The following is a 25636-nucleotide window of genomic DNA, read 5'->3' as shown; positions in this document are numbered from 1 at the left end:
CTCAGCCTTCGACCGGCAGGTCGAGTTCGCCGGCCAGCACCTGCAGCGAGTCACCGATGATGGCGACGATCTCGCCGATCTGCTCGGCCGTGACGATCATCGGCGGCGCCACCATGAAATTGTCGCCGTCGACGCCGCCCTTGACCTTTCGCCCATAGATGATCAGGCCGCGCTCATAGGCGAGGTCGAGCAGGCGCTGGGTGGCCTTCTTCGCCGGTGCGATCGGCCGCAGCGTATCGGGGTCGGCGACCATCTCGGCACCGAGCAGCAGTCCCTTGCCGCGCACGTCGGCGATAAACGGAAACCGCTTGGCCAGGCCCTTCAACTCAGCCATCAAAAGATCGCCCATGCCAGCCGCGTTGGCGATCAGATCGAGACGATCCATTTCGCCAAGCACGGCGAGCCCGGCGGCGCAGGCGAGCGGATTGCCGGCATAGGTATGGCCATGCTGGAAGCCGCCGGAGGCGAGCAGCGGCTGCACCAGCCGCATGGATGCCGCCAGCGCGCCGAGCGGCGCATAGCCCGAGCCCAGCCCCTTCGACAGCGCGACGATGTCGGGCTTGCAGTTAAAATGGTCGCCGCCGAGGAATTTGCCGGTGCGGCCGGCACCGCTCATCACTTCGTCATGGATGAGCAGGATGCCGTAGCGGTCGCAGATTTCGCGGATGCGCGGATAGTAGCTGTCCGGCGCCACCAGCGCCGCGGTGGCAGCGCCGCCGACCGGCTCCATGATGAAGGCGAGCACGCTTTGCGGCCCCTCGGCGAGGATATTCTCTTCCAGCATGTCGGCGTAGCGGACGCCGCGCTGTTCCATCGAGAGATTGTCGCGGTCGCGCCAGGCGGCCGGCGCCGGCACGGTCGGCATGACCTGCATCATCGGCGCAAAGGTTTCGGCCAGCGCATCGTCGCCCGTGACGGCGAGCGCCCCGAGCGTGCCGCCATGATAGGAGGGAAAGCGCGTGATCACCTTCCAGCGGCTGGCCTGTCCGGTGGCGACGGCCCATTGCCGCGCCAGCTTGACGCAGGATTCCGTCGCTTCCGAACCGCCCGAGACAAAGAAGATCCGGTCCAGGTCTTCGGGCAGCTTTCCGGCCAACTCCCGTGCCAGGTCCTCGGCCGGCTCGTTCTCGAAATGCAGCCGGTAGGCGAAGGTGGCGCGATCCATCTGCCGCTTCATCGCATCGAGTACGTTGCGGTTGGAATGACCGATATTGGCGACCATCGGTCCGCTCGACCCGTCGATGAAGCGGCGGCCGTCCTGCGTCCAGATGTAGATGCCTTCGGCGCGGTCGACCAGCGGCCGGCGCAGGCTGGACAGATAGAACAGATGCGACGGCAGGCGCGTCTCGGTATCCGGGGCAGGGGTCTGGGACTTCAGCATGTCAGGACTTTCCGAGATAGCGGTCGAGTACATTCCTGGTGACACGCTCGACCATCGCGTCCTGCCTTAGCAGGCCGGCGACCCATTCGCAGCTTCCGGCGTGGAACACCTCGCCCTTGCCGCGCCGGAAATTGACGATCATGCCGTTGCCGCGCTTGACCTTGTCGAGATTGGCGTCGCTCGCCTCGCCGAACAGCGTTTCGGCGGTGAAGCGTCCATCCTCGTCGCCGAGAAACTGGTGTTCGAACGCGATGTCGGCGCTCTCCTCGACTTGCGCAGCCATGCCGACCGCAAGGATTTCCAGCCCATCCGGCGCGCCGCTGTCGGGCGTCGGGTAGGGCAGGCCGCCGTGGATCTCGTGGTCGAGCCCGTCGACCTCATAGCCATAGACATGGCTGTCGGCGCCGAGCAGGTCGCCGTAATAGATGCCTGTGCCGGCGAACGCCCAATGCTCAGGCCGGTAGACCGGAAAGCCGCGCACGCCGCGCGGTGCGCAACCGCCCCAGCCGGCGTAGAGGCCCCTGGTCGCATTGAGCCCGAAGGTCGTCGCACCCGGTCGGCCGATTTCCGGTGCTTCCCAGGAGTTGGTGGCGCGGGTCACGTCGCCGCCGCGATAGACCGGATCCTCGGCGCGGGCGCGGTATTTGTAGCAGACCTGACGGCGGCCCTCGTCCTCCAGTCTGGTCTGCCACATGAAATTGCCGGCGAAGCGCGCCGCATGGCCGCCGCGCTCGACATAGGCGTCGACAGCGTCGCGCATCTCCCAGGTCCAGTATTCGTCATGGCCGACGAAGACGACGCAGTCGTAGTCGTCGAGGATTTCGGGCGAGAAATGCAATTCGTGCTGGCTGGCAAGGTCGACCGCATAGGCGGCACGCTCTGCAAAACGAAAGAAGTGGCTGTCATAGCTTGCCCAGCCCGACGAGGCGTATTTCTTCGAATGGCCGGTGGCGAATGCCCATTCCATATGCGGATAGCGCGGCACGGTTTTGGGCGCCACGGCGACCTCGAGCGGCACGCGCGGCGCCTCCTTCGGCAGGACAACAAAGCCGCGGCACCATGGCCGCTGCGTCGACACCATTGGGGCATACTGGTCGCGGTTCGGGCCGGTGATGCCTTCGTAATGATTGGAGCCGCCCCAGGTGTTGTAGGCAAGCCAGGTGCCGGTAGCGGCGACCTGCAGCACACGACCCCGTTTCTTGCCGGGCTGCGGGGTAACGATGAAAAGATGGTGGCAGCGGACCGGCTTGCCATCGCGGCCATCCGCCGTCAGCGTGACGCGATAGGCCCCGGACGGCCAGTCGTCGCCGACGCGGAATTCAAACGACGCGTCCCAGTCGCAGCCTAGGACCGAACATTGGTCGGGTGTATCCTGCCAGCGTGCCGCGATCCCGGCCTTCTCGAACATTTTCGTCTCGATGCCGCCGTCGCGGACGATCGCCATGCTGAAGCTGGAGGCCGTCGAGCTGACATGCAGCGTCACCGTCTCGCCCCGACGGTATGAGAAACGGTCGCTGTAGCACCAGATCTCGCCATGTTCGCCGTCCATGCCCGGCCACTCCCAGTAGTGGCCGCGCACCGCTTGCCGGCGCGGGTGGGGCGTCAGTCCGAAATCGGGGAATTCGGTCGGCAAGTCAGTCATGGCTACCGGCATGATCGAAGATCGCCATTTCGGCCATCTGCTCGGCAAGCGTCAATCGGAAACGATCGGGCCAGCGATAGCTGACAGCCGGCCTTGGCCTTGCCTGTCAAACCGACTATCTCTCAAAAGGCGGCCTTTTCCGCCGCGGGAGCCGACATGCTGAGAGTGCAAAAGGTCAGGGTGGACGACATCTACGTGCCGACCGCGCGCAGGAAGACGCTGCATCCCGAGACCGTTCGGCATCTGGCCGAGGACATTCTGGAAAACGGCATGAAGACGCCGATCCAGGTGCGCCACGACGGCAAGCGCCATATCCTGGTTGAAGGCCTGCACCGGCTGGAAGCGGCGAAGTGGCTCGGCGAGACCGAGATCGAAGCCTATCTGGTGCAAGCCAAGCGCCACTAAGCTCTCATTCGGCGTCCGCCGGAATCGGCCTGGCGAAGTTTTTCGCGAAACCGTGTCGGGCTGCGCGTTGCCCACTCGTCCTTGAGACGGAAACCGGCATTCAAGCAATCCTTTTGCAAGCAAGTGAGGAGACCATCATGACGACCAAGCTCGACATCGCCCCCAGTTCCGACCGTGAACTGGTTCTCGCCCGCATCATCGATGCGCCGCGCGAGAACGTCTATCGCTGCTGGACCGAGCCGAAGCTCGTGACGCAATGGTTCGCGCCAAAGCCGTGGACGACGCCGCGCGCCGAAATGGACGTACGCACCGGCGGCTCCAGCCTGGTTGTGATGGCCGGTCCCGACGGCAACGAATTCCCGAACCCCGGGGTCTTCCTCGAAGTCGTGCCGGGCAAAAAGATCGTTCTCACCGACGCCTACACAAAGGCCTGGGAGCCGTCCGAAAAGCCGTTCATGACGGTCGTGCTGACCTTTGAGGATGAAGGCGAGGGCAAGACCCGCTACATCGCCCGGGTTGCGCATTGGTCGGTCACTGACCGCGAAGAGCACGAGAAGATGGGCTTTCACGAGGGCTGGGGCCAGTGCGCCGACCAGCTCGAAGAAGTCGCCAAGCGGCTTTGATATCGGCGGGACGCAAGGAGACCGACATGTCCAGATCGATGTTTTTCGCCATTTTCGCCTCGGCCGCGGCGCTCTTCGCCGCGCCGGGCGACAGCAATGCCGAGGACGTAAAGCCGTCCATGACCAGCGAAACGAAAGCCATGCCCAAGCTGGCGAAATCCGGCCTGCTGCCGATCAACGGCCTGAATTATTATTACGCCGTCTATGGCCGGGGCGAGCCGCTGATTCTGCTCCATGGTGGTCTCGGCACCACAGACATGTTCGCGCCGATCCTGCCGAAGCTTGCCGAAAGCCGCACCGTCATCGGCGTCGACCTGCATGGTCACGGCCGCACCGCGCTCGGCGATCGGCCGTTGAGCCTTGAGGTGATGGGCGACGACATGGCGGCGATCGTCAAGGCGCTCGGCTACGACAAAGTCGACGTCATGGGTTATTCGCTGGGCGGCGGCGTTGCCTTCCGCATGGCCGCCCAGCATCCCGAGACAGTGCGCCGGCTGGTGCTGGTCTCGACCGGGTATGCCTCGGACGGCTTCTATGCCGACATGCGTACTCAGCAGGCGCAGGTCGGCGCCGCGATGGCCGACATGATGAAGGACACGCCGATGTACAAATCCTACGTGGCGGTCGCGCCGCGCCCGCAGGATTTTCCAAAACTGCTCGACCAGCTGGGCGCCCATATGCGCAAGGACTACGACTACTCCGCCGCCGTGGCGAAGCTGAAGATGCCGGTCATGCTGATATTTGGCGACAGCGACATGTACCGGCCCGAGCATGAGATCAAGTTCTATCAGATGCTCGGCGGCGGGCTGAAGGACGCCGGCTGGATGCGCGAGAACCTGTCGCAGAACCGCTTGGCCATCCTGCCGAACCGCACCCACTACGACGTGTTTTTCGCGCCGGAACTGGTGGCCGCCGCACTGCCCTTCCTCAATGGCGAGACCAAGGTCAAGACCTGGGACGAGATCGTCAGAGAAACGCACTGACCGCCTGACAACTGCCTGCCGGCCGTCCTCCCGCGAGATGGCCGGCGACGCTCGTTGCGCATCGCGCCTGATCGTACATTCGGCCTGCCGCATCACGCCAACAGATGGCGCCATCAAAGCTTTTCAATTGACGCTCCTATCCCGGCAGCTACCTTCCTGCCAATCTTCAGAAGACGGGCTAAGGCAATGGCGAAATATCAGGGTGGCTGCCTGTGCGGGGCAGTGCGCTACCGCACCGAGGCCGCGCCGATCAACGAGCGCGCCTGCCATTGCCGGCTTTGCCAGAAGGCGCTGGGCGCGGCCTTCAACGCCCGCGTGCTGTTCCGCATCGACGACGTGACCATCGACGGGCCGGTGGCGACGGTGAATTCCTCGCCCGATCTCAAGCGCGGCTTCTGCCCGGGCTGCGGCACGACGATATTTTCCCGGCGCGACTCCGCCGGCATCACCTCCGGCTCGCTCGACGATCCTTCCATGTTCAAGCCGCAGATGCATATCTGGACCGCCTCGAAGCAGCCCTGGGTACAGCTCGACGACGGACTGCCGCAATATGAAGGCGCCCACCGCCGAATTGAAGCACAGGCGAATTGAAGTACATGCGAACTGAAGCACAGGCGAACCGAAGCGCAGGCGAAATCAAGCACAAGGCGTGCCCAAATTTTTTCGTCCGGGGCACGAGATAGTCGGCAAAGCGTCATTGGCGAGCCATCATTGCCGCCTATCTATTGCCTGCGGGTCGGCAGTCGAAGGAGGCGACGGATGAACGACAGAATTAACACCCTGGATGAGCTTTTGAGCGATCCGATGGTCAAGCTGGTGATGGAGCGTGACCGCGTGCAGCCGGCCGAGCTTCGCTCGCTGCTTGAAGAAAAGGTTCGCCGGGATGACGATGCGTCGGTCAATCCCGTCACCGATCGCCCAAACTCCGATCGCCTTGGCACCGACCGCTCCGTCCCGCCCGCTCATATGGTAGCCGAGAGCTGCCACAATCTGTGGTTGTGCGGCTAAGCAGCGGCCTGGCGTCGGCGATCCTTCGCGCGCCTTCGGTCCTGCGGCGTTTCCAGGCTCTCACCGCTACGGTGATAGAGCGAGCGCCTTACCCAGCCCCTCTGCCCTAACAATTTGATTCAAACTTTGTTGGTAATTTCTTGTTAGTAATCCGGACTGGTTTGTCCGGCGGCGTTGTCTTGCCCTCGGTCTGTTGTGTTCTGCGTACAGGTCCAGATGCGGTTACCAGGCGTCGTCATCTTCTCGATCGCGTCACTTTGCCTTGCCGGCTGCACGTCCACGTCCGGCGTCGACGCGCTGCAAGTGCCGTCCAGCGAGACGACCAGTTCGGTTGTGCGGCCGCCCGCGCCGGTGGCGTCGGTCGGCGCTGCCGATGTCGAACCCGACTTCGCGCAGGAGGAGGCGACGGAGCAGACTGTGGCGATGGCCACTCCGGAGCCTGCCGAAAGCATCGAGCCACCCCTCGAGCCGATTGCCCTGGTGGCGCCGAATCGGCTGGCACGGGCAGCACCGATGCTCGCCGAGCCGGTCCAGCGCTATCGTTTTCGTGACGCCAAGCCGATCAATTTCGGCAGGGCATCGCCCAGACACCTCGCCATTCACGGCGTCGACGTCTCGCGCTGGCAAGGCAACGTGAACTGGGCGAAGCTGCGCGCGCAGGGCGCGAACTTCGCCTACATCAAGGCGACCGATGGCGGCGATCATCTTGATCCGATGTTCATGAAGAACTGGCGCAATGCCGACGCCGCCGGCCTGAAGCGCGGCGCCTACCATTTCTTCTACTGGTGCCGCACTGCTGGTGAGCAGGCCGACTGGTTCATCCGCAACGTGCCGAGGGTCGAGGGCGCCTTGCCGCCGGTGATCGATGTCGAGTGGAACGGCGAATCCAGCTGCAAGCGGCGGCCGACGCGGCAAAAGGTGCTGGAGAAGATGCAGGTCTTCATGGACAAGCTCGAGCGCCACTACGGCCAGCGGCCCATCATCTACACCGCGCCTGATTTCTACCGCGACAATCTCAGAGGCGCATTTCTGGACTATCCATTCTGGCTGCGCGCGGTGGCACAGCACCCGTCAAAGGTCTATCCCGGCCGCAAATGGGTGTTCTGGCAGTATTCCGGCTCCGGCCTGTCGCATGGGGTGAGGGGCCGCATCGACCTCAACGTCTTCCACGGCGACGAGAGAGCCTGGCGGAACTGGGTTGGCGGGCGGCAGATGGTGGCCGAGGCGGAGTAGGCGGCCGAACAAAGTGTCCATTTGCAGACCAGCATGAGGTGAATATCGACGGACCTGGCCGCCTGTCGCGGAAGTGTCATCGTTCCGTCATCGCATTGAAATGTCGTTCCCGCAATCAGGTGGCTTCCATTCGAACAGGAGACGCCACCCGTGCCCCGCCATTCCGCGCTTTTCGTCCTGACGGCAGCGCTTGCTGCCTCGGTTTCGCTGCCGGCCCATGCCGACATGATGTTCAACCGGGTCGCGAGCTTCGCAGTCGCTGGTAACCTGCCGGGAAACGTCGAGAACACCACGCCGACTTCGTCCGAGATCATCACGGCGAGCGAAAACGGCATGACGCTGGTTTATTCCGATAGCCCGCTCGGTGCTGTCGGCTTCATCGACATCGCCGATCCCAAGGCGCCCAAGGCCGGCGGCATCGTCAAGATAGCAGGCGAGCCGACCTCGGTTGTGGTCATCGGCGGCAAGGTGCTGGCCGGCGTCAACACGTCGGAAAGCAAAGCCAGGCCTTCGGGCAACCTCACCGTTATCGACCTTGCCTCCAAGGCGATCGAAGGCACTTGCGACCTCGGCGGCCAGCCGGACTCGCTGGCGTTCAGCAAGGACGGCAAGTTTTTGGCCATCGCCATCGAGAACGAGCGCGACGAGGATCTGAACGACGGAGAAATTCCGCAGATGCCGGCAGGCGACCTTAGGATTTTCACGCTTGCCGAAAGCCAGCCTGATTGCGCGACGATGAAGACCGTCAACCTGGCGGGCATTGCCGAAGTCGCTGGGGAAGATCCGGAGCCGGAATTCGTCGCCTTCAACGAGGCCGGCGAGATAGCGGTCACGCTGCAGGAAAACAACCACATCGCCATCGTCAACGCCGAAACCGGCGCGATCGTCACCCACTTCTCCGCAGGCTCCGCCACGCTGGACAAGATCGACACCAAGAAGAACGGCGCCTTGTCGTTCGATGGCAAAATGGAAAACGTCGCGCGCGAGCCCGACGCCGTGAAATGGCTCGACAATGACCGCCTCGTCGTCGCCAACGAAGGCGACTACAAGGGCGGCTCGCGCGGTTTCACGATCTTCAGCAAGAAGGGCGAGGTCCTCTACGAATCCGGTTCGTCCTTCGAGCACCAGGTCGCCAATGCCGGCCATTATCCCGACGACCGCAACAAGAAGGGTGTCGAGCCGGAAGGTCTCGAGACCGGCACGTTCGGCGAGGACAGGCTGCTGTTCGTCGCTTCGGAGCGTGGCTCCGTTGTCGGCGTCTACAAGGACACCGGTGCGGAGCCTCAGTTCGCCCAGATCCTGCCGTCCGGCATCGGCCCGGAAGGCCTGGTCGCGATCCCGTCGCGCAATCTCCTGGTTACCGCCAACGAGGCCGACCTGGTCGAGGACGGGCTCGCCCGCTCGCACGTGATGATTTATGAGCGCTCCGAAGGCTCCGCCACTTACCCGATGATCACGGCAAAGCTCACGGCAGACGGCACGCCGCTCGGCTGGGGCGCGCTTTCGGCGCTCGCTGCCGGCGACGCTGCCGGCAGGCTGTTCGCTGCCTCGGACTCGTTCTACGCCGACGCGCCCTCGATCTTCGAGGTCGATGCCACCCAGACCCCGGCACTGATCACCGGCAAGACCATCGTCACGCGTGATGGCCATCCTGCACAGAAGATCGACATCGAAGGTCTTGTCGCCGACGGTGAAGGCGGCTTCTGGCTGGCCAATGAAGGCGATCCGGCAAAGCTCGTCCCGCACGCCATCCTGCGCGTCGACGACAAGGGTGTGATCAAGCAGGAAATCGGCTTCCCGATGGAACTGCTCGCCCACCAGACCCGCTTCGGTCTCGAAGGCATCACCGCGATCGGCGAGGGCGACGACCTGACGCTGGTGATGGCCGTGCAACGCGAATGGGCCGACGATCCGAAGGGCCAGGTCAAGCTTTTGGCCTACAAGCCGAAGGCCAAGGAATGGTCGGCTGTGCGCTACCCGCTCGAAGCGACCGAAGCTGGCTGGATGGGCCTGTCGGAGATCACCGCGCATGACGGCAAGCTCTACATCCTCGAACGCGACAACCAGATCGGCGACCTGGCCAAGGTGAAGCGCATCTATTCGGTGGTGCTCGATGCCTTCAAGCCGGCCAAGCTCGGCGGCGACCTGCCGTTGGTCGAAAAGACGCTGGTGCGCGACATCATCAGTGACCTGAAATCAGCCACCAACGGCTATGTCGTCGACAAGGTCGAAGGTTTCACCATCGACAAGAACGGCGACATCTTCGTCGCCACCGACAATGACGGCGTCGATGATTCGTCCGGCGAAACGCTGTTTTTACGCCTGGGCAACATCAGCGCGGTGAACTAAGGCTGGAGCAGTTCTCCCTTCTCCCCTCGTGGGCCCACAAGGGGAGAAGGGAAGGCCCGGTTGTTACACCTCTACATATTCCGCCAGGCTCACACCTTTGGGCACATCCAGCCCATCGGCACGCAAGCCTTCGATATGAAAGCGTATAGCGTCGCGAATTTCGGTTTCCACCTCAGGCACCGTCGCACCGGTCGCGATGCAGCCAGGCAGGTCCGGCACGTAAGCGGAAAAATTGTTTCCGGCTTTTTCGATCACCACCGCGTAACGCATGTTATCACTCCTTTAAACCGGACTGCTTGAGGATGCTATTCAGTGTTCCCGGTGCAACCTCGTCAGACGGCTTGCCGGCCACCGTGACGCGGCCGGCTTTGATTTCATGCTTATATTGGCGATGACTGCCTTTAGTTGCAACCAGATACCAGCCGTCGGTTTCCAGCAGGCGAATGACTTCGCGGACCGTAAGCCGAGGCGGCATCGGTCCTCAGCTACATCCGCTCGTCGAGCCACAGGTGTCGCACTTCTCGCACGTGCCGTTCCGCACCATCGTAAAATTGTGGCATTCGGAGCATTCGTTGCCGGTGTAGCCCTGCATCAGGGATTGCTGACGCCGGGTCGCCGCAAGCGCCTTGGCCTCGGCGGCTTCTTTCGCGGCCTCGTCGGTGAACAGCGCAGTCGGGTCGGTTGCTTCCTCGTAGGCAATGTCCTCGACCAGTTCCTTCGCCCGTTCCTCATAGTCTCGCTTATAGGCGATGGCTTCGTCGCTGGCCGGCTTCAGCGCCAGCACGTTGGAGCCTGAGAACGCGGTCGGCGCCGAGCGAGTGGTAACGGGAGAGGGACTTGAACCGCCGAACCCCTTGGGGTCGGCGCCCATGCCCGACACCAGCTTGACCGGCGAGACGCCGCGGGTCAGCCCCTTCGAGAACGGCGTCGCCTTGCCTTCGTTGATGCCGCGGCCGAGTGCGGTCTTGTCGAAATCCGACTGGTCGACATGGGCGAGGTCGTGGCGGGCAAGATAGGACACAGCAAGCTCGCGGAACACGTAGTCGAGGATCGACGTGGCGTTCTTGATCGCGTCATTGCCCTGCACCATGCCGGCCGGCTCGAATTTGGTGAAGGTGAAGGCTTCGACATATTCCTCGAGCGGCACGCCATATTGCAGGCCGAGCGAGATGGCGATGGCGAAATTGTTCATCATCGCCCGGAAGGCCGCACCTTCCTTGTGCATGTCGATGAAGATCTCGCCGAGGCGACCGTCGTCGAATTCGCCGGTGCGCAGATAGACCTTGTGGCCGCCGACGACCGCTTTCTGGGTATAGCCCTTGCGGCGGTTCGGCAGCTTTTCGCGGTCGCGATAGAGGCGTTCGACGACGCGTTCGACGATCTTTTCGGTCACCTGCACGGCGCGCTGTGAAGCCGGCGCGGCGATCAGCTGCTCGACGGCATCGTCCTCGTCGTCTTCGACGTCGGCAAGCAGCGAGGCGTTGAGCGGCTGCGAGAGTTTCGAGCCGTCGCGATAGAGCGCGTTGGCCTTCAGCGCCAGCTTCCACGACAGCATGTAGGCGCCCTTGGCGTCTTCCACCGTCGCGTCGTTCGGCATGTTGATGGTCTTGGAAATGGCGCCGGAGATGAACGGCTGCGCCGCCGCCATCATCTGGATGTGGCTGTTGATCGACAGTGAACGCTTGCCGATCTTGCCGCACGGGCTGGCGCAGTCGAACACCGGCAGATGCTCGGCCTTCAGGAACGGCGCGCCTTCCAGGGTCATCGCACCGCAGACATGGATGTTGGCGGCCTCGATGTCCTTCTTCGAGAAGCCGAGCGCCGGCAGCATCTCGAACGAGAAATCGTTGAGCTGCTCGTCGGTGAAGCCAAACGTCTCCTTCACCCAATCGGCACCCAGCGTCCACTGGTTGAAGACGAACTTGATGTCGAAGGCCGACTTCAACGCGGCGTTAAGCGCCGCGATCTTGTCGTCGGTAAAACCCTTTGCCCTAAGCGAGCCGGGGTTGATGGCAGGCGCCTGGTTGAGGTTGCCGTGGCCGACCGCATAGGCCTCGATCTCGGCGATCTGGCTTTCCGAATAGCCGAGCGTGCGCAGCGCTTCAGGGACGGCGCGGTTGATGATCTTGAAATAGCCGCCGCCGGCCAGCTTCTTGAATTTCACCAGTGCGAAATCGGGCTCGATGCCGGTGGTATCGCAATCCATGACCAGGCCGATCGTGCCGGTCGGCGCGATCACGGTTGCCTGCGCATTGCGGTAGCCATGCTCCTCGCCGAGCTCGATGGCGCGGTCCCAGGCAGCCTTGGCATGGGCGGCAAGCTCCGGCTGCTTCAGGTCGGAGGCGACCAGCGGCACCGGGTTGACGGCGAGTTTCTCGTAGCCGTCCTTGTCGCCATAGGCAGCGCGGCGATGGTTGCGCATGACGCGCAGCATGTTCTGCGCATTGCGGTCGTAGTCGGGGAAGGCGCCGAGCTCGGCGGCCATTTCGGCCGAGGTGGCATAGGCCGTGCCGGTCATGATTGCGGTGAGTGCTGCGCAGATGGCGCGGCCCTCGTCGGAATCATAGGGAATGCCCGAGGTCATCAGCAGGCCGCCGATATTGGCGTAGCCGAGGCCGAGCGTGCGGTATTCGTAGGAGAGCTTGGCGATCTCCTTCGACGGGAACTGCGCCATCATGACGGAAATTTCCAGCACCATGGTCCACAGCCGAACCGTGTGCTCGTAGGCTGCGATATCGATGGTGCCGTCGGCGTTGCGATAGGGCAGCAGGTTGATCGAGGCCAGGTTGCAGGCGGTGTCGTCGAGGAACATGTATTCCGAGCACGGGTTGGACGCCCGGATCGCACCGGCCGCGGCGCAGGTGTGCCAGTCGTTCATCGTCGTGTTGAAGTGCAGGCCCGGGTCGGCCGACGCCCAAGCGGCATAGCCGATCTTTTCCCACAGATCCCTGGCTTTCAGCGTCTTCAGCACCTTGCCGTCCTTGCGGGCGGTGAGATGCCAGTCGCCGTCCTGCTCTACGGCGCGCAGGAAATCGTCCTTCAGCGAGACCGAATTGTTGGAGTTCTGGCCCGAAACCGTGAGGTAGGCGTCCGAATCCCAGTCGGTGTCGTAGGTCTTGAACGACATCGAGGTGTAGCCCTGCCTGGCGAACTGGATGACGCGGTAGATGTAGTTCTCCGGCACCCCGTCCTTCTTGGCCAGCTTGATCTCACGCTTCAGCGCGGTGTTGATCGCCGGGTCGAAGCAATCGTCGTCCTGGCCTTCGCAGTTGATGCAGGCTTTCATGATCGCTTCGAGGTGCTTCTTGACGATCTTAGAGCCGGTGACCAGCGAGGCGACCTTCTGCTCCTCATTGACCTTCCAGTCGATGAATTCCTCGATATCGGGATGGTCGGCGTCGACGATGACCATCTTTGCGGCGCGGCGCGTCGTGCCGCCCGACTTGATAGCGCCCGCCGCGCGGTCGCCGATCTTGAGGAAGCTCATCAGGCCGGACGAGCGGCCGCCGCCGGACAGTTTTTCGCCTTCGCCGCGCAGGAACGAGAAGTTGGAGCCGGTGCCGGAGCCGTATTTGAACAGCCGCGCTTCACGCACCCACAAATCCATGATGCCGCCTTCGTTGACGAGATCGTCCTGCACGCCCTGGATGAAGCAGGCATGCGGCTGCGGATGCTCGTAGGAAGACTTCGACTTGGTCAGCTTGCCGGTGAACGGGTCGACATAGAAGTGGCCCTGGCTCGGGCCGTCGATGCCGTAGGCCCAGTGCAGGCCGGTGTTGAACCATTGCGGCGAGTTCGGCGCAACGCGCTGGGTGGCCAGCATATAGGCGAGCTCGTCGCGGAAGGCGCGCGCGTCGTCCTCCGACTTGAAGTAGCCGCCCTTCCAGCCCCAATAGGTCCAGGTGCCGGCAAGACGGTCGAAGACCTGGCGGGCGTCGATCTCGGAGCCGTAGCGCTCGGCTGCGGGCAGTTTTGCCAGCTCGGCCTCGTCGGCGACGGAGCGCCACAGGAAGGAGGGGACGTCATTCTCCTCGACCTTCTTCAGCCGTGCCGGCACTCCGGCCTTGCGGAAATATTTCTGCGCCAGGATGTCGGCGGCAACCTGACTGAACTGCGCCGGCACATCGATATTGTCCAAGCGGAACACCACCGAGCCATCCGGATTCTTGATCTCCGAAAGCGCCTTGCGGAATTCGATCTCCGCATAAGCCGCCCGTTCTTGACCTGCTAGCCCTTGCTTGGTGAAACGACGCTCGATGCGCATTGGTCCTATCCCTTTGTGTCTAGATATAGCGCCTTTCCCAGGGGATTTCTGCCCCCATTGCGAAACGCGCATGTCCGCCGTCTGCCGGCGTTCGAAAACGGCCGGCTCCTTTTCACGAGGCTCCGCCCGCCCTGCTGGTCGAACTCCTTGCGAAGTAGCCGTCCAACGCGCCGACAGACCCTGCGGGTCCCTCAAGACTGAAACTTTTTTGCGACTCCCTCAATCGAGGGAACTTCACATTATCTAGCGTCGAACCTACCTGCAAACACTAAATATAGTATTAACAGACAATTTATTCCAGTCCGACATTTTTCCCTTTCGTCCCCAAAAACCCCAAAATCCCGACGCCTCCGCCGGCCCCGTAGCCAGGGCGGAAATGCGGCCAAACGCACATAATCCGGGAAAAAAGACCGGGCTCAAAACTTTCCGGTCGCGCTCTCAACAGGAGCGCATGACCTATAAAAGGCGACTCGTTTTGCGCCGTCAAGGATTCGTTTGCGTAGCTTTTGTGACCCCAACATCTTGTGTGTCACATATGTGGATAACGGGGATAGAAGTGGCCGCAGGATTTCGATTTACCCACGTTCAGGCCATCAGCCCGACAACGCATGCCAAAGCTGGAGTGGCCAAATCGATTCCCTTTGCCCAAGAACATCGCCGGTGATGCGCGGCAGGTGCGCGGCTTTGGCCGCTATGCTTGCTCAGGAGAACTGGTGCGGGTCGGCACAGAAATAGGCGATGATCTGGCCAAGATCCGGCTCGTTGACCATGCGCACAGCCTCGGCGGGGCTGACCCATTTTCGGATGCGCGACCGCTTTTCCTTCCACCGGTCGGCGATCTTGTCGACCCGCAGCGGAAACACCAAAACCTCGCAAGGCACTTCCTCGCCGGAAGCCAATGCCTTGGCATAGAAGTAGCGGCCGGCTTCGTGGTGGGAGACCGTGCCGCGCAGTCCGGCTTCCTCGCCGGCCTCGCGCGCCGCCGCTTCGCAAAGCAGTTCCTTGGCCTCAGGCCAGCCCTTGGGAAGCACCCAGCGACCGGTATCGCGGCTGGTGATCAGCATGATCTCGACGCCATGGCCGGTGTCGCGCCAGGGCAATGCTGCAACCTGCAGGCGGCACGGCGCTGCGCCGAAGAGCCGCTGGACCCTTTCGGCCAAATGGTTGTGCGTTACTGGCCTCGTCAACATCGTAGAAGCTTGCCCCAGCCTCCAGAATCACTTGTCGTCTCGTGAATCTTACGGCTAATCATAAGCAATAAAAGTAAAAAACCTCATACGCACGAATTAACCACACACGAGACGTCGATTCAGGAATATCGTGCGCCGCTGCACTCTTTCAAGAAGTGCGCCGGCAAGAAGGCCGCGCCGGTATGTTCCGGGAGGAGAAAAAGCAGCTGCCGCGAATCAGCCGGCGTGGTCGTCGGCGATCGGCTTCTGGTAGGTGAAGCCCATGTCCCACGGAAAATAGATCCAGGTGTCCTGGCTGACCTCGGTGACGAAGGTGTCGACCAGCGGCCTGCCTTTCGGCTTGGCGTAGACGGTGGCGAAATGCGCCTTGGGCATCATGGCGCGGACGATGCCCGCGGTCTTGCCGGTGTCGGTGAGGTCATCGATGATCAATACGCCGGCGCCGTCATCGGCGAGCAGTGCCGGCGTGACCTCCTTCAGCACCTGCAACTGCCCCTGGCTGGCATAGTCGTGATAGGAGGCGACGCAAACCGTCTCGATGACCCGGATGCCGAGTTCACGCGAGATGATGGCGGCCGGCACCAGGCCGCCGCGGGTGATGCAGACGATCGCTTTCCATTGGCCTTTGTTGGCGCCGGCAAGCCGCCAGGCGAGCGCACGCGCGTCGCGGTGGAACTGATCCCAGGAGACGGGAAAGGCCTTTTCGGGAAGGGACATTTTTCGCGCACTCCGCAGCGCGCGAAAACGCGCGCAGACACTTGAAGGAACGCGCGGAATTAACTGGAAAGCCTTGGCCCTGGCAAGGGCGGCGGCAGGCGATCCCTGTGGACTTGCCGCCTGTGGACTTGCCGCTTGTCGATTACCGCGACAGGAAAGCTGCCACCGGCAGGGTGCGCAGCACCGTGCGGGTGACACCGCCGAACAGAAGCTGGCGCAGCCAGGAATGGCTGTAGGCGCCGAGCACGAGCAGGTCGGCGCCAGTTTCGGCAACCCTGGTCTGGAGCACCTCGTCGACCGAGTGGCCGGCCGATTGCAGCACCGAGACGCTGACCGTGGCGCCATGCCTGGACAGGGCGGCGGCGATTTCGGCGCCGGCCGCCTCCGGGGCCTCGTCGAGCGTGTCCGGCGGGTCGATAACGACAATATCGGTTTGTTCGGCCTCGATGATGAAGGGCAGGGCGTCGAAAGCGGCGCGCGCCGCTTCCTTGCTGCCGTTCCAGGCGAGCAGCACATGCTTGAAGCTGGTGATCAGCGGGCCTGAGTGCGGCACGACCAGCACCGGCCGGCCGGCGTCATAGACCAGCGTGTCGACATCGGCGTTTTGATCGCCGCCCGTCTCGCGCTGCGCGGCGATGATCAGGTCCGCGGTGCGAACGGTCGGGATGCCGGTCAGCGCGCTGTCTCCTGAAAAGCTCTCGAGGCTGCGCCACTCGAAGGACAGGCCGGACTCTTCGACATGCCGGAGGAAAACCGCCCGCAATTTTTCAGCGCGTTCCTTGTTCATGTCGGCCGAAACCTGCAGGAACTCGGTGTCGGGAAAGCCGGTGGCCGAGGTGTAGGGGACCGGAAGCGCTTCGGCATGAATGCCGATGAGATGGCTCTCGAACTTGTCGGCAAGCGGGACGGCGCATTCGAGCACGCGCTCCGCGTCCTGTTCGTTCTGCAGTATGGCGACGATGGTCTTGAATCGCATGGCAACCCCTCAATTCGCGGGCGAGCGAACTCGCCCGCATGAAACGTTACAGCACTATGCTTGGTTCCGGTTAGCCCGGATATGGCCTAATGTATGTCGCCCAAAAGCATGCCCTCGGGCGCGTGGTGCGCAGCGGTTTGGGGCACCATGAATAAAGACAAGAAGGCGCGTCGCATGAATCCTCTCAGGCGCGACGCGCTTTGGATCAGTTGGCCGCGCTGGCGAGCCCTGCGACCATCGCTTCGACGTCGGCGCGGGCGGCGTCCAGCGCTTGCTGGCTGCGGGCACGGACGACCAGCTCGGTCCAGAACTTGCCGTCGCTGTATTTCGGGTAGGAGCCGATGATTGTGTCCGGATGCGCCCTCTGGATCTCGCCCAGCGGTCCGCCGACCAGGCCTTCGCCGAACGGACAGTGCACCGTGGCCGACAGCATTTTGGTGCCGGCCTGCAGCGTCGGCACGACATTGTCGAGCATCGCCTGGAAAATCGCCGGCACGCCGGCCATGACATGGACGTTGCCGATGCGAAAGCCCGGCGCGATCGACACCGGATTGTCGATATGGTCGGCACCGCGCGGCATCCGCGCCATGCGCTTGCGCGCCTCGGTGTATTCGATGCCGCGCGCGGCGTAGCTCGCTTCCAGCATCGCATAGGCTTTGGCGTCGTATTCGCAGGGCACGCCGAAGGCCCTGGCAATGGCATCCGCGGTGATGTCGTCATGCGTCGGACCGATGCCGCCGGTGGTGAAGAGGTAGGTATAGCGGGCACGCAAGGCATTCACCGCGGCGACGATCTCGTCTTCCTCGTCGGCAACGATGCGCACCTCCTTCAGGTCGATGCCGATCGCCGTCATGATGTCGGCGAGGTGGCCGATATTCTTGTCCTTGGTGCGGCCGGACAGAATCTCGTCGCCGATGACGAGCATGGCAGCGGTGACGATTTCGGGCATCGGGAGGCTCCGCAGAAGGTCAGTTGAGGCAGGCAGGTCGCCTGAGATAACGCGGCGGATGGTTGGCGGCAATGCGCCTCTTCTTCCTTCTCCCCTTGTGGGAGAAGGTGGATTGGCGCGCAGCGCCAAGACGGTTGAGGGGTGTTGGACGGAACGCTGTTGGTGCCAAGCTGGAACACCCCTCATCCGACCTCGCTTCGCGAGGCCACCTTCTCCCACAAGGGGAGAAGGGAGAAGGCGCCCCGCAGGGCGCTATTCCTTCACCGCTCCGGTCATCGAGGAAACGTAGTGCTCGACGAAGAACGAATAGAGCACCACCACCGGCAGCGAGCCGATCAGGGCTCCGGCCATCAGCGCTCCCCATTCATAGACGTCGGAGCGGACAAGCTCGGTGAGCACCCCGACCGGCACAGTTTTGTTTTCCGACGACTGGATGAACGTCAGCGCATAGATGAATTCGTTCCATGACAGGGTGAATGCGAAGATGCCGGCCGAAATCAGGCCGGGCACCGACAGCGGCAGCACGATCTTCATGAGGATCTGCCAGCGGCTCGCCCCGTCGATGAGCGCGCATTCTTCCAGTTCGAACGGGATCGAGCGGAAGTAACCCATCAGCAGCCAGGTGCAGAAAGGGATCAGGAAGGTCGGGTAGGTCAGGATGAGCGCGAACGGGGTGTCGAAAAGCCCAAGGTTGAACACCATCACCGACAGCGGGATGAACAGGATCGAGGGCGGCACGAGATAGGCGAGGAAGATCGCGAGCCCGACGTGCCGCGCTCCCGAAAACCGCAGCCGTTCGATCGCATAGGCCGCGAACACCGCAGCCAGCAGCGACAGGAATGTGGCGGCGGTGGAGATGATGATCGTGTTGAGCAGCCAGCCCGGATAGGACGTGTCGAACAAGAGATAGCGGATGTGCTCGAATGTCGGATGCACGACCCAGAACGGATTGAAATTGGCGTAGTCGGTCATCTCGTGATTGGGCTTGATCGCCGTGATCGTCATCCAGTAGAACGGGAACAACAGCACGATGACGAACACCAGCAACGGCAGATAGACCGTCACCACGCGCCGCGGCAGGCTCTGAAGATAGCCCATGCCGCCTTCGTCGAGTTCCTGCCGTTTCGTTTTCTTGATCGCGGTCTCAGCCATGTCAGTCTCCTCCGCCCTGCTGCCATTTGCGGCGTTGCAGGCCGAAATAGCTGAACAGGATCGCCGCAAGCAGGAACGGGATCATGGCGACCGCGATGGCGGCGCCCTCGCCAAGCTGGCCTCCCGAAATGCCGCGCTGAAACGACAATGTCGCCATCAGATGGGTGGCATTGACCGGTCCGCCGCGGGTCAGCACATAGATCAGCTGGAAATCGGTGAAGGTGAACAGCACCGAAAACGTCATGGTGATGGCGATGATCGGCGTCAGCAGCGGCAGCGTCACAAAACGGAACAATTGCCAGCGACTGGCGCCGTCGAGCGTGGCGGCCTCGTAAAGCGACTGCGGTATCGTTTGCAAGCCGGCAAGCAGCGTGATGGCGACGAACGGAATGCCGCGCCAGACATTGGCGGCGATGACCGAAGCGCGCGCGTTCTCCGGATCGCCGAGGAAATTGATGCGATGGTCGATCAGGCCCATTTCCATAAGTGCCCAGGACAGGATGGAGAACTGCGAATCGTAGATCCACCAGAAGGCGATGGCCGACAGCACCGTCGGCACCACAAACGGCAGCAGGATGATCGCGCGGAAGAACGATTTGATGGGAAGGTTCTGATTGAGAATGAGCGCCAGCCAGAGGCCGAGCGCGAACTTCAGGATCGAGGCGCTTATCGTGTAGAGCAAGGTGTTGAAGACGGAGAGCCAGAAGACGGCGTCATCCGACAGATATTGGTAGTTTTCGATGCCTATGAAGATACCGGGGCGACCGATGCGGGTATCCGTGAAGCCGAGCCAGACCCCGAGCCCGAGCGGATAGGTGAGGAAGACCAGCAGCAGCGCTGCCGCCGGCAGCATGAAGCCGAAGCTAAGCGCGTTCCGGCTGTCGGCCAGGAGCGACAGGCTCCGCGACAGGATCGACGGACGCGGCTGAACGGCAGCGGACGACACGGCCATGGGACGGCTCCTCATAGGGTCTAGTGGCATGGTGGCCTGAGTGGCGGCCACGCGATTTCAGAAACCAGACCGGGCAGCGCGGTCGCGGCTGCCCGGCTGCGCTGCGATCAAACGCGATAGTAGCGGTTGGCGCGTTTCTCCGCCTCTTCCATCGCCTCCTGCGGCGTCGCCTGGCCCGTCACCGCCTTGGCGAACATGTCGACCAGGACATAGTCGGCCATGGTCGCCGCCGAAGCGTAGCCGAGCGGCCCGGCATAACCGTTGGGACGCAGCGTCGCAGAGGCCTTGGCGTAAGCGGCATTGTTCGGGTCGGCCGTCCACACAGGATTGTTCTCGAAGGCTTTGAGTGTCTGGCAGCAATAGCCGGCGGAGGAGGTGATCCACTCTGCCATTTGCTGTTCCTCGAACATGAACTGCAGATAGGCCTTGGCCGCGTTGGGGTAGGGCGTGTAGTCGAAGATCACGGCCGTGGTCACCTGGAACAGCTCGACCGATTTTCCGACAGGACCGATCGGCAGGCTGGTCGTGCGCATGTCCTTGGCGATTTCAGCCAGTTTCGGATCATTGTCCTTGTTGGTCTTGGCCGTGTTATACACGGAAATGCCGTTGGCGATGACGCCCAGTTCGCCGGCCAGGAAGGCGCGGTTGTTGTTCACGTCGAGCCAGCTTTCGGTGCCGGGGATGAAGGTCTTGTAGAGTTCCTGGGCGTATTCGATCGCCTTGAGCGTCTCGGGGCTGTTGATCGTCACCTTTCCGCTCTCGTCGACCATCTGGCCGCCATGGCTCCAAAGCAGCCAGTGAGCATAGTTGTTGCCGTCGCCGACGCCATGGCCGTGCGTGAAGCCGGCCGGATGGCCCTTCGCCTGCAAGGCCTTGCAAAGCTCGAGGAAGCCCGCCGTGTCCTTCGGAAACTCCGAGAAGCCGGCCTCCTTCACCCAGCTTTCCCGATAGACGATGGCATTGCCGATGGTGGCCAGGGGCAGGCCGAGGAATTTTCCCTCCCGCGTCGCATATTGCTTTGGTCCGTCGTGCCAGCCGCCATATTTCGTGCCGAGATACTCACCCAGTTCCGACACGTCGTGCAGCTTGTCGGGGTACTGGTGCGGGTCGTCGAACCAGACCAGCATCAGATCTGGACCGGAGCCGACATTGGCGGCAACCGCCGCCTTGGGGCGAATGTCCTCCCAGCTTTCCTTGTCGACGCGGACCTCGACGCCTGTCGCCTCGGAGAACCGCTTGGTGTTGGCCAGCCATTGGTCTTCATCGCCCTGAACGAACGGCGACCAGCGCAGCATGCGCAGCTTTGCGCCATCTTCGGGCTTGTACGTCAACCCCTCCTGGGCAAAGGCGGAAGAGCCGACGAAGCGGCTTCCCAAGGCTCCCGCCGCCACGCCGGCGGTCGTGCGGATCACGTCACGTCTGGTGAATTTCATGCTCGTTTCCTCCTGTTTATTGTCCTTGCCTTATGGATCCTACTGCCGGGCGCGCAGTTCGAAGCGCTGCCCGGTTTCGCCATGAAAGAGATGGATGAGGCCCGGCTCGGCCGTGAGCCGTACGGTCTCGCCCGGCGTGAAGGAATGGCGCTCGCGGAAATTGGCGACGATCTCGTCACCGCCGGCCGTCCGGCCGATGAGCTGCACTTCCGACCCGGTCGGCTCGACCACCACGACGGTGACTGGAATGCCGTCGTCTTGGGATAGCCGCAGATGCTCGGGGCGTATCCCCAGCACCACCTGCTCGCCGCTGCCGGTCGACGGCACTGCGGCCAGCGGCAGGGAAATCCCGCCGGAGCCGCGAAAAGACGGTGAGCCGCCATCCGTCGCGATTTCGCCCCGCAGCATGTTCATGGCGGGCGAGCCGATAAAGCTGGCGACAAAAAGGTTGTTGGGCCGGTCGTAGAGCTCCAATGGCGGCCCGATCTGCTCGACGATGCCGTCATGCATGACGACGATCTTGTCGGCCATGGTCATCGCCTCGATCTGGTCGTGGGTGACATAGACCGTCGTGGTTTTCAAGCGCTGGTGCAGTTCCTTGATCTCGGCGCGCATCTGCACCCTGAGCTTGGCGTCGAGATTGGACAGCGGCTCGTCGAACAGGAAGACCGCCGGATCGCGCACGATCGCCCGGCCCATGGCGACGCGCTGGCGCTGGCCGCCGGAAAGCTGCCGGGGATAGCGCTCCAGCAATGGCACCAGCCCCAGGATTTCGGCGGCGCGCTTGACGCTGGCAGCGCTTTCGGCTTTCGCAGCACCCTTGAGCATCAGCGAGAACGCCATGTTCTCGGCCACGGTCATGTGCGGGTAGAGCGCGTAGTTCTGGAACACCATGGCGACGTCGCGTTCTTTTGGCGCAACGTTGTTGACGACGCGCTCGCCAATCGCGATCTGACCGCGCGAAATCTTTTCCAGGCCGGCGATCATCCTGAGAAGGGTCGATTTTCCGCAGCCCGACGGCCCGACCAGCGTGACGAACTCGCCGTCCTCTATATCGACGCTGACACCGTGCAGAATCTCGACGGTTCCGAATGATTTGTAGACATCGCCAATCGCGACAGACGCCATCGATTTCCTCCCGAATGCTTCCTGCGACGTCTTCGAAGGAAACCGCTTTCCTGACTGGCCGCGGCAGTTCCCAAAGCTCCTCCCTGGTCACGCGCGATGATGAAACGGTAGCGCTACCAGACTGCCCTGTAAAGCGGCTGCGTGGCAAGCGCCCTTCTTCGTCGCGCCTGATCGTGAGCGTTCCCAGCGGGACTGTAATTCGCCATGTCCGGGATCATAGCAAGAGCATGACTTGTCAAGCCCCAGCTCTTGAAACCGAGGTGCGAGAACGACACCAGCCTAATCGGAAACTTCGGTTTGCGGCCGGTCCCGGCCGTCGGCGAGCTCGTCGTGCCATTTGCCTTCGGCGTCCTCGTACTGGATGCCGTCGGTGGTGCCGGCGACCTGCTGTTCGGCCGAAGCGATCTCGGCGGCGCGCAGCGCGTCCTCGTGAGTAGGAAACGTCTCCGAAAATGTCTCGCCGACCTTATAGGCCCAGCCCCCGTCATGCTCGACGATCTTGTAGGTCAGCTTGGCCATGAAATCCTCCAGTGGAAAAAGCTCGGGTTGCTCAATGCGGTTTGCGGTCGGGCAGTTTGCCTTCGGGCAATCTCTCTTCGGGAACCAGCACGTCCGATTCCATGGCGGCCTCTACCAATGCCCGGCGCGCATCCGCTGTCGAACGATAACCTTCCAGCACTTTTAGGCAAGTGTCGAGAGCATCGCGATGCCGAGGGCCACGATTGAGCGGCCAGACGGTCATCAGGCACTCCGCAGCTTCCTGGGTGCTGCGGATCTCACGGTATTTGCCGACACGGCCAAGTTCGACCACGACCGGCTTTTCAAAAGGCTTGCTGTCCATCATCGCCGCCAACGCGGAGCCGCTGATTTGGTTGCACGCCCCTCGGCGTGCGCAAATGTCTCGGGGTAACGGTCGTTGCGGCGGCGGCCCTGCAATCGGGCCGGTCAGCCGGCCGCCTTCATCCAGTGCTGCATCGTCGTCACCGAGCGGGCAAGCTGCGGCGCCGGCTGGATTTTTTCGCCGAAGGTGGCCGCGGCGCGCCACGCCCACCGCGGATCGGCGAGGAAGGCGCGGGCCAGGGCCACCATGTCGGCACGGCCCTCGGCGACGATCGCCTCGGCCTGCTTCGGATCGTCGATCAGGCCGACGGCCCTTGTCGGGATTCCGGCGCCGTTGCGAACGGCCTCCGCCAGGTGCACTTGGTAGCCGCGACCTGCCGGCAGCTTCTGCAGGGGCGAATTGCCGCCGCTCGAGCAGCAGAGATAGGCGACGCCCGTTGCCTTCAGCGCCTTGGCCACTTCGATTGCGTCGTCGACGTCGAAGCCGCCATCGACCCATTCCTTGACCGACAGACGCGCCCCGAGCATCAGCCCGGGCACTGCCTTTCTCACTGCCTTGGCGATCTCGACGACAAAACGCATGCGGTTTTCCAGCGAGCCGCCCCAGCGGTCGGTGCGCTGGTTGGAAAGCGGCGACAGGAACTGGAAGATCAGATAGCCGTGCGCGGCGTGCAATTCGATGAAATCGAAGCCGGCACGTTCGGCCCGCCTTGCCGCCTCGGCGAAGCGTTCGATGATCTGCAGGATCTCCTCATCCTCCAGCGCCCTCGGCACCTGCCAGCCCGTGTCGTAGGCGATTGCCGAGGCCGACACGATCGGCCAAGGGTCCTGATCGGCGTTCAGCGGCCCGCCGCCTTCCCAAGGTTTCTGGTTGGAGGCCTTGCGGCCGGCATGGGCAAGCTGCGTGCCGAACCTGGTGCCGGGAGCAGCGACGCGCTTGGCCGCATCCAGCGCGCGCCGGGCGGCCGCCTCGTTGTCGTCGGAATAAAGGCCGAGGCAGCCATGCGAGATGCGGCCGCGCCGCTCGACGTCGGTCATCTCGACGGTGACCATGCCGGCGCCGGACATCGCCAGGTTCATCCAGTGGTACAGGTGCCAGTCGCTGGCCGAGCCGTCTTCGGCGGAATACTGGCACATCGGCGCCACCGCAATGCGGTTGGGAAAGGTCAGGCCGTCAAGCGTGATCGGCTGGAAAAGGGAAGGGGTCATCAGGAAACTCCGGGGAGGGGCTGTCGCTATTTAGGCAATGGATTGCGCCCGCGCCATACACGAGGCGGTGAAGCGCGCCTCTGCTGGATGAAGCCGCGATCCTTCGCTGTAGCGATTGCCCTGAATTGCTGTCGGGATTGCGCGAAGGCCCGATCACCGCTACGCCTCGCCGGCAACACGGAGTTCACCATGGAAGACCGCATTCGCATCCGTTCGGAGGAAGTCCTTTCCGACGACTGGGCAGTCCTGAAAAAGACCGTCCTCGATTATCGCCGCCGCGACGGGCAGTGGGAGACGCAGATCCGCCAGACCTACGATCGCGGCGACGGCGCGGTGATCCTGCCTTACGACCCGGAGCGCTCGACGGTTCTGCTGGTGCGGCAGTTCCGCTACGCGGCCTACGCCACCGGCCACCGCGAGCCGCTGATCGAGGCCTGCGCCGGCCTGCTCGATGAACACGATCCCGAAACCTGCATCCGCAAGGAGGCGGAAGAGGAACTCGGCTATAGGCTGAAGGACGTCGAACGGCTGTTTTCGCCCTTCATGAGCCCCGGCAGCGTGACCGAACGGCTCTGGTTTTTCGTCGCCCGCTATTCGCCGACCGACCGCATCTCCGACGGCGGCGGCGCGCCGGACGAAGGCGAAGACATCGAGGTCCTGGAAATGCCGCTCGACGAGGCGCTGGCCGGCATCCACGACGGCCGCATCATCGACGCCAAGACCATCATCCTGATCCAGCAACTGAAGCTGAACCCGATCCGGGTGTGATCCAAGCCGGAACCTGCATGCACCAGCGCTGTGGCGTCGGTTGCTGGTGCGGACGACGGGAATCGAACCCGTACGATCAGAGATCGAGGGATTTCAAGTCCGAGGTGAGGTGGTGCGAGCGACGGGGATCGAACCCGTAAGCCATTGTAGTGGCGGCAGATTTTAAGTCTGCTGAGTTTACCAGTTTCTCCACGCTCGCTGGCACAGTTGGCCCTGTTTGGCACAGCCGTGTCACTGTGTCACGAAGGTTTCTCAGCAGGATTGGCACGGGCAAACTTGGTGCGCTGCTGCGGTGCAGAACCTTTTGATGGCGGAGCGAGGCGCCCCCCTCTGTCCTGCCGGACATCTCCCCCACTTGGGCATATGCGCTAAGATAGGTGTTGCAGCGGGGAATCGGTTGTGATTCTACGCTGCGATGACTCACGAATCGCTTG

24 protein-coding genes and 1 tRNA gene are annotated in these 25636 nt (G+C 62.9%); 8 read left to right on the top strand and 17 right to left on the bottom strand.

All coding sequences use genetic code 11. The features are described from left to right. Position 1 precedes the first annotated feature (1 nt). Positions 2–1381, bottom strand: coding sequence for an aminotransferase family protein (locus tag AC0L2Z_RS22330; RefSeq protein ID WP_473629317.1), 1380 nt, complete (start codon positions 1379–1381; stop codon positions 2–4). A gap of 1 nt (position 1382) precedes the next feature. Further along, positions 1383–3023, bottom strand: coding sequence for a N,N-dimethylformamidase beta subunit family domain-containing protein (locus tag AC0L2Z_RS22325; protein WP_473629316.1), 1641 nt, complete (start codon positions 3021–3023; stop codon positions 1383–1385). Positions 3024–3179: 156 nt separating this feature from the next. Between AC0L2Z_RS22325 and AC0L2Z_RS22320 the strand changes: the two genes are divergently transcribed. The 7 genes from AC0L2Z_RS22320 to AC0L2Z_RS22290 all read left to right on the top strand — a co-directional run bounded on the left by AC0L2Z_RS22320 (position 3180) and on the right by AC0L2Z_RS22290 (position 9624). Next, on the top strand, positions 3180–3428 hold the full coding sequence (locus AC0L2Z_RS22320) for a ParB N-terminal domain-containing protein (protein ID WP_023798216.1): 249 nt from the start codon (positions 3180–3182) through the stop codon (positions 3426–3428). A gap of 137 nt (positions 3429–3565) precedes the next feature. Next, a complete protein-coding gene (locus tag AC0L2Z_RS22315; protein ID WP_236378199.1) occupies positions 3566–4051 on the top strand; it encodes an SRPBCC family protein in 486 nt (161 codons plus the stop codon). A 26-nt stretch (positions 4052–4077) separates the two neighbouring features. Next, positions 4078–5034, top strand: a complete 957-nt coding sequence (locus tag AC0L2Z_RS22310) for an alpha/beta fold hydrolase (protein ID WP_473629315.1) — start codon at positions 4078–4080, stop codon at positions 5032–5034. Between the two features lie 186 nt (positions 5035–5220). Continuing rightward, the gene (locus tag AC0L2Z_RS22305; protein ID WP_473629314.1) at positions 5221–5625 is read left to right on the top strand and encodes a GFA family protein; all 405 of its coding nucleotides are present in this window, start codon (positions 5221–5223) and stop codon (positions 5623–5625) included. A 168-nt stretch (positions 5626–5793) separates the two neighbouring features. Next, entirely contained in the window at positions 5794–6042 is a 249-nt protein-coding gene (locus tag AC0L2Z_RS22300) for a hypothetical protein (protein WP_419696895.1), read from the top strand. 216 nt (positions 6043–6258) lie between these two features. Beyond that, a complete protein-coding gene (locus AC0L2Z_RS22295; RefSeq protein ID WP_473629313.1) occupies positions 6259–7275 on the top strand; it encodes a glycoside hydrolase family 25 protein in 1017 nt (338 codons plus the stop codon). Between the two features lie 150 nt (positions 7276–7425). After that, positions 7426–9624, top strand: coding sequence for an esterase-like activity of phytase family protein (locus tag AC0L2Z_RS22290; RefSeq protein WP_473629312.1), 2199 nt, complete (start codon positions 7426–7428; stop codon positions 9622–9624). 63 nt (positions 9625–9687) lie between these two features. Here AC0L2Z_RS22290 and AC0L2Z_RS22285 read toward each other — a convergent pair whose 3' ends face one another. The 14 genes from AC0L2Z_RS22285 to AC0L2Z_RS22220 form a co-directional block, all read right to left on the bottom strand. After that, positions 9688–9894, bottom strand: coding sequence for a type II toxin-antitoxin system HicB family antitoxin (locus AC0L2Z_RS22285; protein ID WP_473629311.1), 207 nt, complete (start codon positions 9892–9894; stop codon positions 9688–9690). A 4-nt stretch (positions 9895–9898) separates the two neighbouring features. Next, a complete protein-coding gene (locus AC0L2Z_RS22280; RefSeq protein ID WP_473516233.1) occupies positions 9899–10099 on the bottom strand; it encodes a type II toxin-antitoxin system HicA family toxin in 201 nt (66 codons plus the stop codon). Positions 10100–10105: 6 nt separating this feature from the next. Next, positions 10106–13888, bottom strand: a complete 3783-nt coding sequence (locus tag AC0L2Z_RS22275; protein WP_473629310.1) for a vitamin B12-dependent ribonucleotide reductase — start codon at positions 13886–13888, stop codon at positions 10106–10108. 701 nt (positions 13889–14589) lie between these two features. After that, on the bottom strand, positions 14590–15078 hold the full coding sequence (locus AC0L2Z_RS22270) for an NUDIX hydrolase (RefSeq protein ID WP_128168492.1): 489 nt from the start codon (positions 15076–15078) through the stop codon (positions 14590–14592). A gap of 216 nt (positions 15079–15294) precedes the next feature. Then, on the bottom strand, positions 15295–15795 hold the full coding sequence (gene gpt / locus AC0L2Z_RS22265; protein WP_023798205.1) for a xanthine phosphoribosyltransferase: 501 nt from the start codon (positions 15793–15795) through the stop codon (positions 15295–15297). Positions 15796–15937: 142 nt separating this feature from the next. Further along, entirely contained in the window at positions 15938–16771 is an 834-nt protein-coding gene (locus tag AC0L2Z_RS22260) for a universal stress protein (protein WP_128168493.1), read from the bottom strand. 205 nt (positions 16772–16976) lie between these two features. After that, entirely contained in the window at positions 16977–17720 is a 744-nt protein-coding gene (locus tag AC0L2Z_RS22255) for a competence/damage-inducible protein A (protein ID WP_128168494.1), read from the bottom strand. A gap of 252 nt (positions 17721–17972) precedes the next feature. Continuing rightward, on the bottom strand, positions 17973–18872 hold the full coding sequence (locus tag AC0L2Z_RS22250; RefSeq protein WP_128168495.1) for a carbohydrate ABC transporter permease: 900 nt from the start codon (positions 18870–18872) through the stop codon (positions 17973–17975). 1 nt (position 18873) lies between these two features. Then, positions 18874–19725: a carbohydrate ABC transporter permease gene (locus tag AC0L2Z_RS22245; RefSeq protein WP_287062084.1), complete on the bottom strand. Its 852-nt coding sequence runs from the start codon at positions 19723–19725 to the stop codon at positions 18874–18876. Between the two features lie 206 nt (positions 19726–19931). Next, positions 19932–21257, bottom strand: coding sequence for an ABC transporter substrate-binding protein (locus AC0L2Z_RS22240; RefSeq protein ID WP_128168497.1), 1326 nt, complete (start codon positions 21255–21257; stop codon positions 19932–19934). Positions 21258–21296: 39 nt separating this feature from the next. After that, positions 21297–22385 (bottom strand): ABC transporter ATP-binding protein, encoded by a 1089-nt coding sequence (locus AC0L2Z_RS22235; protein ID WP_128168498.1) that lies wholly within the window; start codon positions 22383–22385, stop codon positions 21297–21299. A 279-nt stretch (positions 22386–22664) separates the two neighbouring features. Beyond that, positions 22665–22904 (bottom strand): DUF2188 domain-containing protein, encoded by a 240-nt coding sequence (locus AC0L2Z_RS22230; RefSeq protein WP_023798198.1) that lies wholly within the window; start codon positions 22902–22904, stop codon positions 22665–22667. Between the two features lie 31 nt (positions 22905–22935). Continuing rightward, complete coding sequence (locus AC0L2Z_RS22225; protein WP_287248156.1) at positions 22936–23229, bottom strand: DUF982 domain-containing protein; 294 nt, start codon at positions 23227–23229, stop codon at positions 22936–22938. Positions 23230–23330: 101 nt separating this feature from the next. Further along, positions 23331–24434 (bottom strand): NADH:flavin oxidoreductase/NADH oxidase, encoded by a 1104-nt coding sequence (locus AC0L2Z_RS22220; protein WP_128168499.1) that lies wholly within the window; start codon positions 24432–24434, stop codon positions 23331–23333. A 189-nt stretch (positions 24435–24623) separates the two neighbouring features. Between AC0L2Z_RS22220 and AC0L2Z_RS22215 the strand changes: the two genes are divergently transcribed. Next, positions 24624–25202, top strand: a complete 579-nt coding sequence (locus AC0L2Z_RS22215; protein ID WP_128168500.1) for an NUDIX domain-containing protein — start codon at positions 24624–24626, stop codon at positions 25200–25202. 110 nt (positions 25203–25312) lie between these two features. Here the strand turns inward: AC0L2Z_RS22215 and AC0L2Z_RS22210 are convergent. Further along, a tRNA-Leu gene (locus AC0L2Z_RS22210) sits at positions 25313–25401 on the bottom strand. Positions 25402–25636 lie beyond the last annotated feature (235 nt).

Source organism: Mesorhizobium sp. WSM4850 (assembly GCF_055811735.1).
This window is presented reverse-complemented; position numbering and strand designations above follow the sequence as displayed.

Coding starts and splice junctions, on each gene's coding strand:
- AC0L2Z_RS22240 (WP_128168497.1), bottom strand. CDS start 21,257: ATGAAATTCACCAGACGTGACGTGATCCGCACGACCGCCGGCGTGGCG.
- AC0L2Z_RS22280 (WP_473516233.1), bottom strand. CDS start 10,099: ATGCCGCCTCGGCTTACGGTCCGCGAAGTCATTCGCCTGCTGGAAACC.
- AC0L2Z_RS22255 (WP_128168494.1), bottom strand. CDS start 17,720: ATGCCCGAAATCGTCACCGCTGCCATGCTCGTCATCGGCGACGAGATT.
- AC0L2Z_RS22260 (WP_128168493.1), bottom strand. CDS start 16,771: ATGCGATTCAAGACCATCGTCGCCATACTGCAGAACGAACAGGACGCG.
- AC0L2Z_RS22270 (WP_128168492.1), bottom strand. CDS start 15,078: ATGTTGACGAGGCCAGTAACGCACAACCATTTGGCCGAAAGGGTCCAG.
- AC0L2Z_RS22215 (WP_128168500.1), top strand. CDS start 24,624: ATGGAAGACCGCATTCGCATCCGTTCGGAGGAAGTCCTTTCCGACGAC.
- AC0L2Z_RS22315 (WP_236378199.1), top strand. CDS start 3,566: ATGACGACCAAGCTCGACATCGCCCCCAGTTCCGACCGTGAACTGGTT.
- AC0L2Z_RS22285 (WP_473629311.1), bottom strand. CDS start 9,894: ATGCGTTACGCGGTGGTGATCGAAAAAGCCGGAAACAATTTTTCCGCT.
- AC0L2Z_RS22250 (WP_128168495.1), bottom strand. CDS start 18,872: ATGGCTGAGACCGCGATCAAGAAAACGAAACGGCAGGAACTCGACGAA.
- AC0L2Z_RS22230 (WP_023798198.1), bottom strand. CDS start 22,904: ATGGCCAAGCTGACCTACAAGATCGTCGAGCATGACGGGGGCTGGGCC.
- AC0L2Z_RS22305 (WP_473629314.1), top strand. CDS start 5,221: ATGGCGAAATATCAGGGTGGCTGCCTGTGCGGGGCAGTGCGCTACCGC.
- AC0L2Z_RS22300 (WP_419696895.1), top strand. CDS start 5,794: ATGAACGACAGAATTAACACCCTGGATGAGCTTTTGAGCGATCCGATG.
- gpt (WP_023798205.1), bottom strand. CDS start 15,795: ATGTCCCTTCCCGAAAAGGCCTTTCCCGTCTCCTGGGATCAGTTCCAC.
- AC0L2Z_RS22330 (WP_473629317.1), bottom strand. CDS start 1,381: ATGCTGAAGTCCCAGACCCCTGCCCCGGATACCGAGACGCGCCTGCCG.
- AC0L2Z_RS22320 (WP_023798216.1), top strand. CDS start 3,180: ATGCTGAGAGTGCAAAAGGTCAGGGTGGACGACATCTACGTGCCGACC.
- AC0L2Z_RS22225 (WP_287248156.1), bottom strand. CDS start 23,229: ATGATGGACAGCAAGCCTTTTGAAAAGCCGGTCGTGGTCGAACTTGGC.
- AC0L2Z_RS22325 (WP_473629316.1), bottom strand. CDS start 3,023: ATGACTGACTTGCCGACCGAATTCCCCGATTTCGGACTGACGCCCCAC.
- AC0L2Z_RS22245 (WP_287062084.1), bottom strand. CDS start 19,725: ATGCTGCCGGCGGCAGCGCTGCTGCTGGTCTTCCTCACCTATCCGCTC.
- AC0L2Z_RS22310 (WP_473629315.1), top strand. CDS start 4,078: ATGTCCAGATCGATGTTTTTCGCCATTTTCGCCTCGGCCGCGGCGCTC.
- AC0L2Z_RS22295 (WP_473629313.1), top strand. CDS start 6,259: ATGCGGTTACCAGGCGTCGTCATCTTCTCGATCGCGTCACTTTGCCTT.
- AC0L2Z_RS22220 (WP_128168499.1), bottom strand. CDS start 24,434: ATGACCCCTTCCCTTTTCCAGCCGATCACGCTTGACGGCCTGACCTTT.
- AC0L2Z_RS22235 (WP_128168498.1), bottom strand. CDS start 22,385: ATGGCGTCTGTCGCGATTGGCGATGTCTACAAATCATTCGGAACCGTC.
- AC0L2Z_RS22275 (WP_473629310.1), bottom strand. CDS start 13,888: ATGCGCATCGAGCGTCGTTTCACCAAGCAAGGGCTAGCAGGTCAAGAA.